The organism is Eubacterium album, from assembly GCF_025336545.1.
In the GTDB taxonomy this organism is placed as follows: domain Bacteria; phylum Bacillota; class Clostridia; order Lachnospirales; family Lachnospiraceae; genus Eubacterium_U; species Eubacterium_U album.
In genome coordinates, this window is the sequence record NZ_JAODBU010000007.1 from 224703 (window position 1) to 237113 (window position 12411).

The 12411-nt window shown below is 34.3% G+C and carries 8 protein-coding genes; 7 read left to right on the plus strand and 1 reads right to left on the minus strand.

The window, feature by feature from the left end; genetic code table 11:
* Window positions 1–52 precede the first annotated feature (52 nt).
* From hisF to N5B56_RS08600, 4 genes are all read left to right on the plus strand, one after another.
* Window positions 53–814, plus strand: coding sequence for an imidazole glycerol phosphate synthase subunit HisF (hisF, locus tag N5B56_RS08585; RefSeq protein ID WP_118565426.1), 762 nt, complete (start codon window positions 53–55; stop codon window positions 812–814).
* Window positions 815–915: 101 nt separating this feature from the next.
* Window positions 916–1803, plus strand: coding sequence for a diacylglycerol/lipid kinase family protein (locus N5B56_RS08590; RefSeq protein WP_260978747.1), 888 nt, complete (start codon window positions 916–918; stop codon window positions 1801–1803).
* 14 nt (window positions 1804–1817) lie between these two features.
* Window positions 1818–2492, plus strand: a complete 675-nt coding sequence (locus tag N5B56_RS08595) for a uracil-DNA glycosylase (protein WP_022089816.1) — start codon at window positions 1818–1820, stop codon at window positions 2490–2492.
* Window positions 2493–2516: 24 nt separating this feature from the next.
* Window positions 2517–4070 carry an ABC-F family ATP-binding cassette domain-containing protein gene (locus tag N5B56_RS08600; RefSeq protein WP_260978748.1) on the plus strand — a complete coding sequence of 518 codons (1554 nt, stop codon included), beginning with the start codon at window positions 2517–2519 and terminating at the stop codon, window positions 4068–4070.
* Window positions 4071–4173: 103 nt separating this feature from the next.
* Here the strand turns inward: N5B56_RS08600 and N5B56_RS08605 are convergent, their stop codons facing one another.
* Window positions 4174–8418 (minus strand): 2-hydroxyacyl-CoA dehydratase, encoded by a 4245-nt coding sequence (locus N5B56_RS08605; RefSeq protein ID WP_260978749.1) that lies wholly within the window; start codon window positions 8416–8418, stop codon window positions 4174–4176.
* A gap of 270 nt (window positions 8419–8688) precedes the next feature.
* Between N5B56_RS08605 and N5B56_RS08610 the strand changes: the two genes are divergently transcribed.
* From N5B56_RS08610 to N5B56_RS08620, 3 genes are read left to right on the plus strand one after another with little or no spacing between them, the layout of a single operon-like run.
* Entirely contained in the window at window positions 8689–9612 is a 924-nt protein-coding gene (locus N5B56_RS08610; RefSeq protein WP_260978750.1) for a DUF1751 domain-containing protein, read from the plus strand.
* A 25-nt stretch (window positions 9613–9637) separates the two neighbouring features.
* Window positions 9638–11134, plus strand: coding sequence for a 4-alpha-glucanotransferase (gene malQ, locus N5B56_RS08615; protein WP_260978751.1), 1497 nt, complete (start codon window positions 9638–9640; stop codon window positions 11132–11134).
* Window positions 11135–11154: 20 nt separating this feature from the next.
* Window positions 11155–12411 carry a diaminopimelate decarboxylase gene (locus N5B56_RS08620; RefSeq protein ID WP_117909548.1) on the plus strand — a complete coding sequence of 419 codons (1257 nt, stop codon included), beginning with the start codon at window positions 11155–11157 and terminating at the stop codon, window positions 12409–12411.

Sequence of the window (12411 nt, forward strand, 5' to 3'; positions counted from 1 at the left end):
GAGTAGGAAAATTCCTACTCGATTTTGTCGTATTTTATATTAGGAGGAAAATATGCACACAAAGAGAATTATACCTTGTTTAGATGTTAACAATAATCGTGTTGTAAAAGGAGTAAATTTTGTTAATTTGCGTGATGCAGGCGACCCTGTAGAGGTAGCAAAAGCATACAATAAGGCGGGAGCAGATGAATTGGTGTTCCTTGATATTACAGCATCATCTGACAATAGAAATACAGTTGTAGATATGGTAAGAAGAGTAGCTGAGCAGGTTTTTATACCATTTACAGTTGGAGGCGGAATCAGAACTGTAGACGACTTTAAGACTTTGCTTAGAGAGGGAGCAGATAAGATATCTATAAACTCATCGGCTATTATGAATCCAAGACTTATAAGTGATGCAGCTGATAAATTTGGAAGTCAGTGTGTAGTTGTTGCCATAGATGCAAAAAGAAGAGCACACGGCTCGGGCTGGAATATTTACAAAAATGGTGGAAGAGTAGATGTTGGAATAGACGCTGTGGAATGGGCGCGTAAAGTAGATAAATTAGGGGCAGGAGAAATACTTCTTACAAGTATGGATTGCGATGGAGTTAAGAGGGGATATGATGTAGAACTTACAAGAATCATATCTGAAAATGTGTCAATACCTGTAATTGCATCAGGTGGGGCAGGTAAAAAAGAGCATTTTTATGATGCACTGACAGAAGGAAAGGCTGATGCAGCACTAGCAGCATCATTATTCCACTATAAAGAATTAGAAATAAATGACCTTAAACATTACCTTAAGGAAAAAGGTGTCCAGGTTAGAATATAATTGGAAAAACGAATTAAGATTCAGTATATAGAATTTTCCAGACAATAGCCTTAATTTAAAGTTAAGGCAATATAGATTATTATATAGAGTGAGAGATTAAAATGAAATATTATTTTATAATTAATCCTGAAAGTGGCAGATTTGCCAATGATAAAGAAGGGTTTATTGAAAGAATAGATAAAGCGTGCAGGCTTAGAGACATAAAATACGAAATTCATTACACTGATGGATTTGGTAAAGCCAGAAAAGTGGCAGAAAGCATCCCGGATGATGAAGAATGCATTTTGTTCTCAGTAGGCGGAGATGGAAATTTAAATGAAATAATAAATGGTGTTGTTAAGAAACATATGACAGTAGGTGTTATACCGGCAGGAAGCGGAAATGATTTTTACAGAACATTGTCTGCACTTGGAAAAGGCGAACACAGATGTGACTTAGGAATTATCAATGACAAGTATTTTATAAATATTGCATGTATAGGCTTAGATGCTGATATAGCAAATAACATAAGTGTAATCAGACAAAAGAAGTGGATACCTGTAGGTCAAAGATATACATGTAGCATAATTTATTCGTATTTTAAATATAAATTTAAAGAATTAACTACAATATTTGGTGAACAGTCTAAAAAAGGCGAATACACAATAGTTACTGTATGTAATGGACAGTATTATGGTGGAGGACACAGAATTGCACCACATGCATTAATAGATGATGGATACTTTGAAATATATATGGTTGATAAAATGCCTAAAATATTAATACCGGGACTTTTATTAAAATTAAAAAACGGAAGACATGAAAAGTCAAAGAGAGTGGTAAGATACACAGACAAAGGATTAAAAATTCAGTCAGATATTCCTGTAACATGTAATGTTGACGGAGAAATGCTAACAGATACTGAATTTAAAATCAGAATCGAGAAAAGTGCAATAAAAGTTTATAATGATCCGCAGTTCGTAGAAGAAATAGTTGGTAACAATATTTGACAGAGGTTAAATAAATGGGAATGATAACAAATGATTGGTTAGAAGCAATACAGCCTGAATTTTCTAAACCATACTACAAAGAATTATATAGTTTTGTTAAAGATGAATACAGTAAAACAATAGTATATCCTCCGGCAGAAGATATATTTAATGCATTTCATTTTACACCACTTAAGGATGTAAAAGTATTGCTGCTTGGGCAGGACCCATATCATAATGTAAATCAGGCGCATGGATTGAGTTTTTCGGTATTACCCGGAAATGATATACCACCTTCATTACAAAATATTTATAAAGAATTGCATGATGATTTGGGATGTTACATACCTAATAATGGCTATTTGAAAAAATGGGCGGATCAGGGGGTACTGTTACTTAACACGGTGTTAACTGTAAGAGCTCATCAGGCAAATTCTCATCAGGGACACGGTTGGGAACAGTTTACTGATGCAGTTATAGAAGCTGTAAATGCACAGGACAGACCGATAGTAATATTTTTGTGGGGATCACCTGCACAAAAGAAAGCAAAGATGTTGACTAATCCAAAACATTTGGTGCTTAAATGTCCACATCCAAGTCCGCTTTCTGCATACAGAGGATTTTTTGGATGCAAACACTTTAGCAAAGCAAATGAATTTCTAAAGGCAAATGGAATAGAACCAATAGACTGGCAAATAGAAAATATTTAATTTACCTAAGATGAAAGGAAAAATATGAGCATATTAAATGTAGAACATTTAACACATGGTTTTGGCGATAGAGCAATTTTTGATGATGTATCATTTAGATTATTAAAAGGTGAACATATAGGACTTGTTGGAGCGAATGGTGAAGGTAAGTCAACGTTTATGAATATAATAACAGGTAAATTGCAACCTGACGAAGGCAGAGTTGAATGGGCTAAAAATGTCAGAGTAGGATATTTAGACCAGCATATCGTTTTAGAAAAAGGAATGACAATAGAGGATGTTTTAAAATCGGCATTTGACTTCCTGTTTGAAATGGAAGAAAACATGAATGACATTTGCAATAAAATGGGTGATGCGGATGAGAAGCAACTTGAAATATATATGGATGAACTTGCCGTTATTCAGGATATGCTTACAATGCATGATTTTTATCTGATAGATTCAAAGGTAGAAGAAATAGCAAGGGCATTTGGATTAACAGATTTAGGACTTGATAAAGATGTAAATGATTTAAGTGGTGGTCAGAGAACAAAGGTATTGCTTGCAAAACTATTGTTAGAAAAGCCTGACATTTTATTGCTTGATGAACCGACAAACTATTTGGATGCCGAACATATTGAATGGTTAAAGAGATATTTACAGGATTATGAGAATGCTTTTATTTTAATATCACATGATATACCGTTTTTAAATAGTGTTATTAATTTGATTTATAATATGGAAAACCGGAAACTAGACAGATATGTAGGCGATTACGATAAGTTTAAAGAAGTACACGCCGTAAAACAGGCACAACTTGAGGCTGCATATAACAGACAGCAAAAAGAAATTGCTGATTTAAAGGATTTTGTGGCAAGAAATAAAGCTAGAGTTTCAACAAGAAACATGGCAATGTCAAGGCAGAAAAAACTTGATAATATGGATTTAATTGAACTTGCAGGAGAAAAACCAAAACCGGAATTTAGATTTAAGGAAGCAAGGACGTCCGGCAAATTTATAATAGACACAATGAATCTGGTAATCGGATATGATAAGCCATTATCTGTGCCACTTAATTTGTCTATGGAAAGAGGACAGAAAATTGCAGTAATAGGAACAAATGGTATTGGAAAAACAACTCTTTTAAGAAGTATTTTAGGAGAAATTAAACCTATAGATGGAAAAGTTGAATTGGGAGATTATCTGCAAATAGGCTATTTTGAACAGGAAATAAAGGAAGAAAACCGTTCTACATGCCTTGAGGAAATCTGGGATGAATTCCCTTCATTTAACCAATATGAAGTAAGAAGCGCGTTGGCTAAATGTGGACTTACTACAAATCATATTGAAAGTCAGATAAGAGTGTTAAGCGGAGGAGAGCAGGCAAAAGTCCGTCTTTGCAAATTAATTAACAGAGAAACAAATCTTTTGGTTCTTGACGAACCTACAAATCATTTGGATGTAGATGCTAAGGCAGAATTAAAGAGAGCGCTTACAGAATACAAGGGAAGCATACTTATGGTATGTCATGAACCTGATTTTTATGAGGATTGGGTAACAGATGTGTGGGATGTAAGCCAGTGGAGTCTGTTAGATTAAGATATAAGACATATAATAAATTAGATAGAATATCACAAAACAAGGCATGGGTTCATTTCGAACCTATGCCTTGTTTTGTATGATATACCAAATGGTACATATTTTAATTCTCTTTTTCTTTCAATCTTTTATTTGCAGTTGCAAGCATAAGTTTAATTCTGTTTAACTGATTAACTTCACTTGCACCGGGATCATAGTCAACAGCAACAATATTTGCTTCTGGGTGCATTGCACGAAGTTTTTTAATAACACCCTTTCCAACAATATGATTTGGAAGACAGGCAAAAGGTTGTGTACAAACGATGTTTGGAACTCCGTCTTTTATTAAGTGAAGCATTTCACCTGTAAGGAACCAACCCTCACCGGTTTGGTTGCCGATTGATACAACTTCTTCAGCCATTTCAGACATTTCCCAAATATCACTTGTAGGAGTGAAGTGTTTACTCTTTATCAAAGCGTCTTTAGCTGTTCTTCTGAAATATTCTATAGCTTTTATTCCAATATTGCTAAGAATAACTGATGATTTCTTGAAACCTAATTTTTCAGCTTTAAATGTAGAATTCCTAAATCCGTATAAGAAGAAGTCTACAAGGTCAGGCATAACGGCTTCAGCACCTTCAGATTCCAATAAGTTTACAAGGTCGTTGTTAGCAGTAGGAGAGAATTTAACAAGAATTTCACCTACTATACCAACACGAGGTTTTTTAATATTCTTTACAGGAATGGCATCAAATTCTTCAACAATCTTTTTGAGATTATTTTTATATCGCTTCATTCCAAATTTATTATCTGAAAGTTCAGCACATAATTTATCTTCCCATTTCTTATGAAGTGCATCTGTTTCACCGGAGTTTACTTCGTAAGGTCGTGTCCTATATACAACTCTCATAAATAAGTCTCCATACATGGCTGCCTGAACTGCTTTGACAGCAAACTTAGGAGTAAACTTAAAGCCACTATTCTTTTCAATGCCCGATAAACTAAGTGAAAGAACAGGAATATATTCTAATCCTGCTTTTTCTAATGCACGTCTGATAAATCCGATATAGTTAGTAGCACGACATCCGCCACCTGTCTGAGTAATAACAACAGCCACTTTGTGTAAATCATATTTTCCAGATAATAATGCTTCCATAATCTGACCTACAACAATAAGTGAAGGGTAGCAGGCATCATTGTTAACATACTTAAGACCCATATCAATGCATGATTGTTCACTTGGAAGAACTTCAAAGTTGTATCCACATGAATTCATTGCAGATTGAAGCATCTTAAAGTGAATTGGACTCATCTGAGGTGTAAGTATTGTATATTTTTCATCAAACATCTGCTTTGTAAATTCAACTTTTTTGATTGAAGATGGCTTGATGTCTCTTTGATAATTTCTTTCTTTTCTTATTCTAATGGCTGAAAGAAGAGAACGTATTCTGATTCTTGCAGCGCCTAAGTTATTAACTTCATCGATTTTAAGAACAGTGTAAATCTTTCCTGATTTAGTTAAAATATCATTTACGCAGTCAGTCGTAACGGCATCAAGACCACATCCAAATGAATTGAGCTGAACTAAATCAAGATCATCTCTTGTTTTTACATAGTTAGCAGCTGCATAAAGTCTTGAATGGTACATCCACTGGTCAGATACAATCAAAGGTCTTTCAACAGGAGCTAAATGTGAAATAGAATCTTCTGTTAAAACGGCAAGACCATAACTGTTAATCATTTCAGGAATACCGTGGTTGATTTCAGGGTCAACATGGTATGGACGACCTGCAAGTACGATACCGTGAAGATTATGTTCCTTTATATATGCTAATGTCTCTTCGCCTTTTTTGCGAATGTCATCTCTTGAAGCTAATAATTCTACCCATGCAGCATGTGCAGCCTGAGTAATTTCGGCTTTAGAAATATCAAATTCTTTTGAAAATTCTTCAACAAGTCGGCTTGTAATAGTTCCCTCATTTGTTAAAGCCATAAACGGATTCATAAATTTGATAGAATTATCGTTTAATTCTTCAACGTTATTTTTTATATTTTCTGCATAAGATGTAACAATAGGGCAGTTGTAGTGGTTATTAGCATCCGGTGTTTCATTTCTTTCGTATGGTATACACGGATAGAAAATAAAATCAATACCGTTTCTGATTAACCAGGTAACATGACCGTGAGCAATCTTTGCAGGATAACATTCTGATTCACTAGGAATTGATTCAATACCTAATTCATATATTTTTCTTGAAGACTCAGGTGAGAGAACAACTCTGTATCCTAATCTTTTAAAGAAAGTAGCCCAGAATGGGAAATTCTCATACATATTAAGTACACGTGGAATTCCTACAGTTCCTCGTTTAGCATTTTCCTCAGACAATGGTTCGTAATCAAACATTCTGTGGAATTTATATTCAAATAAGTTAGGAATGTTATCTTTATTTTTCTCTTTTCCAAGACCTTTTTCACAACGGTTTCCGCTTATGAAACGTCGTCCGTCAATAAATTTATTTATAGTAAGCATACAGTTGTTTGTACAACCTTTGCATCGTGTCATTGTTGTTGTGTAATCAAATTTGTTAATTGCATCGATAGAAAGCATTGTTGTTGCTTCGCCGTGATAACGTTCTCTTGCAATAAGGGCAGCACCAAATGCACCCATAATACCTGCAATGTCAGGACGGATAGCTTCACATCCTGATATTTTTTCAAAACTTCTTAAAACAGCATCATTGTAAAATGTTCCACCCTGAACAACAACTTTTTCCCCAAGGTCTTTAGGGTCTGTGATTTTAATAACTTTATATAAAGCATTCTTAATAACAGAATAAGCAAGTCCGGCAGAAATATCTGCAACGCTTGCACCTTCTTTTTGTGCCTGTTTTACATTTGAATTCATAAATACTGTACAACGTGTACCAAGGTCTGTAGGATTCTTTGCAAATAAAGCTTCTTTAGCAAAATCGACAACTGAGTAATTAAGCGATTTAGCAAATGTTTCAATGAAAGAACCACAACCTGATGAGCAGGCTTCATTTAACTGGACGCTGTCTACAGTCTGATTCTTTATCTTAATACATTTCATGTCCTGACCGCCGATATCAAGAATACAGTCAACGTCAGGTTCAAAGAATGCAGCTGCATAATAATGTGCAACAGTTTCAACTTCACCTTCATCAAGCATTAAAGCCGCTTTAATTAAAGCCTCACCGTATCCTGTAGAACAAGAACGTACAATTTCAGCATCTTTAGGCAATTTAGAGTAAATATCTTTAATTGCACCAATAATAGTTGCCAAAGGATTTCCATTGTTACTGCTGTAGAATGAATATAATAAAGTTCCATCTTCTCCGACAACAGCTGCCTTAGTAGTAGTAGAACCTGAATCTATACCTAAGAAACATTTTCCTGAATAAGTGCTTAAATCACCTTTCTTTACTGTATCTTTGTTGTGTCTTACAGTAAATTCAGTATATTCAGCTTCATTTTTAAATAAAGGTTCCATACGTTTGATTTCCATATCCATCTTAATTCCTTTAGAAAGACGGTTATACAAATCTGTTATATTAACTAAAACTTTTGAATCGTGATTCATTGCAGAACCTGTAGCAGCAAATAAATGTGAATGCTCAGGTGCAACAATATGTTCATCATCGAGATTAAGAGTTCTTATAAATGCATTTTTTAATTCAGGAAGGAAGTGAAGAGGTCCTCCTAAAAATGCAACTGTACCACGAATAGGTTTTCCGCATGCCAAACCCGAAATGGTCTGGTTTACAACTGCTTGGAAAATAGAAGCAGCTAAATCCTCTTTTGTAGCACCTTCGTTAATTAATGGCTGAATATCTGTTTTGGCAAATACACCACAACGTGCGGCAATTGGATAAATTGCCTGATAATTAGCAGCGTATTCATTTAAACCACTGGCATCAGTCTGAAGAAGAGAAGCCATCTGGTCAATGAAAGAACCTGTACCACCGGCACAGATACCGTTCATACGCTGTTCAATTCCATTTGTAAAATAAATTATTTTTGCATCTTCGCCACCAAGTTCAATTGCAACATCTGTCTGAGGTGCATAATCATTTAATGCTGTAGAAACAGCTACAACCTCCTGAACAAATGGAACTCCTAAGTGCTTTGACAAAGTAAGTCCGCCTGAACCTGTAATCATAGGTGATAAGGTAATGTCACCTAATTTTTCTTTAGCCTTTTTTAATAATCCGGCTAAAGTTTCCTGAATATTTGCATAGTGACGCTCATAGTCAGCAAACATAATTTCATTATCATTATTTAAAATTGCAATTTTTACAGTTGTTGAGCCAATGTCAATACCAAGGCTGTAATATGCTTTATCATTCATTGTTGTTTACCTTCCTCTTAAGTTATAAAAATCCATAAACGTTATACATTATATTATAATTTGCGACAAATAACAACATATAAATAAGTACATAAGAGTAACAAATTTGTGAATTGTTTTTAAAAATGTCCTGATTTTTTAATTAAAATTTAACAATCAGGGTGTAACATTTTAATGTGCCAAAAAAGATATGTAAAAAATGTATTGTATGTTTGACAAAAGATACTAATAAAATTATACTTGTATAAGATTTTAGAATAGGAGATTTCTATGAAACAATCAAACTTTGAAAGAAAATTCAGCAGATACGCAATTAGCAATTTATCCCTATATTTAGTAATCGGATATGCCATAGGTTATGCAATTTATTATTTGTTCCCGGATTTATATGAATATATTACATTTGATCCATATTTAATATTACATGGACAGATTTGGAGACTTGTATCATGGGTAGTTACAATGCCTGAGGCATTAGGTCTGTTTACTATAATTATGCTTTTCTTTTATTATTCAGTAGGAAACAATCTTGAATATACATGGGGAAAGTATCGATATAACGTATACATTTTTTCAGGAATGCTATTTACGATTATAGGTGCATTTCTTTTATATGCAATTTTAATAATAATGTGTAACACAACAGGTGAATATGAGACAGTGTTAAATGCAGTTGGCATGAGCTATAGTGGCACAAGTGTAACGGATTTAGCAGTAATATATAGAGGTATTGGCATGGGAATAGGTAATTTTGTAAGTACCTATTATATCAATATGTCAATATTCCTTGCATTTGCAGCTACCTATCCTAATGCAGAGGTATTGCTTTATTTCATAATTCCTATAAAGGTAAAATGGTTAGGAGTATTATATGGAGCATTCATATTTGCGGAAATTCTCCAGGGTTCATGGGTAACAAGAATGATGGTAATTACATCGTTACTTAATTTTATGATTTTCTTCTTGCAAACAAGAAATAAATTATCACCATATCAGATAAAACGAAAAAGAGAATATCGAAAGAATATACGTCAGGCTACACAGCCTAAATATGAAAATGGCGCTAAGCATAAATGTGCAATCTGTGGAAGAACAGAATTAGATGATCCTAATTTAACTTTCAGATATTGTTCAAAATGTAGTGGAAATAAAGAGTACTGTCAGGACCATTTATTTACACATACACATTGTTAATTGAAAATGGAGGAATAAAATATATATGGCTCAAAAAGAATTTGAAAGAGGTGCGGGAATATTGATGCATATTAGTAGTATTCCTTCACCTTACGGAATAGGTTCTTTTGGAAAAAATGCATATGAATTTGTTGACAGATTAGTTGCTGCGAGACAAAAGTACTGGCAGGTTCTGCCACTTGGAACAACAAGTTATGGAGACAGCCCATACGCTTCTTTTTCTGCGTTTGCAGGTAATCCTTATTTTATCGATTTGGATACATTAATTGAAGAAGGTCTTATTACAAAAGAATATGTAGATAGTTTTAGATGGAACATTGAAGAACAGTATGTTGACTATGGTTTGATATATAATTCCAGATTTATTGTTTTAAAAGAAGCTTATAAGAATAGTAATCACAAGGCATTGAAAGAATATAAAGAATTTGTTAAAGAAAATGATTTTTGGCTTGATGATTACTGCTTGTATTGTGTATGCAAAAATGATGCTGAGTCGACTTCGTGGCAGGATTGGGAAGAGGATATAAGATTCAGAAAGCAGGAAGCATTAGATAAAAAGATAGAAGAATTTTCAGATGAACTGGATTTTTATAGGTTTTTACAGTTTAAATTCTTCGAACAATGGTTTAAACTAAAAGAGTATGCCAACGAAAAAGGAATCGAAATAATAGGAGACATTCCTATTTATGTTGCTATGGATTCAGCAGATGTATGGTCTCATCCTGAAATTTTTCAGCTAGATGAGAATCTGGAGGCAAAAAAAGTGGCAGGAGTTCCGCCGGATGCTTTTTCTGATTTAGGTCAGAGATGGGGAAATCCGTTATATGATTGGAAAAAGTTAGAAAAAGATGATTTTTCATGGTGGCGAAAGAGAATGGAACACTCCGCAAAATTATACGATATAGTAAGAATTGATCATTTTATCGGAATGACAAAATACTATACAATACCTGCAGAAGATGAGGATGCCAGAAACGGAAAATGGGAAAAAGGTCCGGGAATGAAACTTATAAAAGCGATATCGCAAGCAATAGGAGACAAGAAAATCATTGCTGAAGATTTAGGTGTAAAAATACCTGAAGTAGTGGAAGTCCTTGAAAAGAGTGGATTTCCTGGAATGAAGGTTTTAGAATTTGCATTTGACGGAGACAGAAAGAATGATCATTTGCCATATTTTTGGACGCAGAATACTGTGGGTTATGGTGGAACTCATGATAACGATACCTTAATGGGATATTTTACAGGTTTGCAATATTGGGAGTTAGGATACATAAGAGAGTTCTTAGAATGTAGACATGGCTCGATTGAAGATATTGTGGATAAATTATTTACATGCGCCTATGCCAGCGTGGCGAATGTTGTAATATTCCAAATGCAGGATGTTTTAAAAGTTGGCAATATTGGCAGAATGAATCTGCCATCATCAATGGGAGCTAACTGGCGTTGGAGAATGACCAAAAACCAGTTTGGTGATAAAGAAGTTGAGAGACTTAGATATTTAACCGATATATACGGCAGATAATTATTAGGAGGACTGAAAAAATGGAAAAGAAACCGTTTGTAACACTTGAACAACTTAAGGAAATTGAAAAGACTTATCCTACGCCATATCATATTTATGATGAAAAGGGTTTTATGGAGAATGCAAGAAAAGTTAATGAAGCATTTTCATGGAATAAGGGATTTAGAGAATATTTTGCTGTTAAAGCTGAACCAAATCCATTTATCATAAAGAAGTTAAAAGAAGTCGGATGTGGTGTTGACTGTTCATCATATACAGAACTTATGATTGCTGACAAATTAGGTTTTAGAGACGATGAGATTATGTTCTCTTCAAATGAAACACCTGAAGGTGAATTTGGATACTGCGCAAAGCTTGGTGGAATTATTAATCTTGATGATATTACAATGATTGATTTCATGGAAAAAGAAGCAGGCATTCCTGAAACTGTAAGTTGCAGATATAATCCGGGTGGAGTTTTTGAAGCATGTAACGGAATTATGGACAATCCGGGAGATGCTAAATATGGAATGACTCACGAACAGATTATTGAAGCTTACAAGATTTTAAAAGAAAAAGGCGTAAAGAATTTTGGAATTCATGCATTTTTAGCTAGTAATACAGTTACAAATGAATATTATCCAAGACTTGCCAAGACAATCTTTGAGCTTGCAGTTGAATTAAAAGAAAAGACAGGAGCACACATTAAATTCATCAATTTATCAGGTGGTGTTGGAATACCTTACAGACCTGATCAGGAACCAAATGACATTATGGTTATTGGTGAGGGAGTAAGAAAAGTATACGAAGAGGTACTTACACCGGCAGGAATGGACGATGTAGCTATTTATACTGAAATGGGAAGATTTATGATGGGACCATACGGTGCACTTGTAACAAAAGCCGTACATGAAAAGCATATTTACAAAGAATATATTGGCGTAGATGCATGTGCTGCTAACTTGATGAGACCAGCAATGTATGGAGCTTACCATCATATTACTGTTATGGGTAAGGAAAATGAACCTTGCGACCATACATATGATATTGTTGGTTCATTATGCGAAAATAATGACAAATTTGCAGTAGACAGAAAATTGCCAAAGATTGATATGGGAGATTTCCTTGTAATTCATGATTCAGGAGCTCATGGATTCTCGATGGGATATAATTATAACGGAAGACTTCGTTCTGCAGAATTATTGTTACAGGAAGATGGAAGCGTAAAATTAATTCGTAGAGCAGAAACTCCAAAAGATTATTTTGCTACATTTGATTTCTGTGACATTATGAAATAG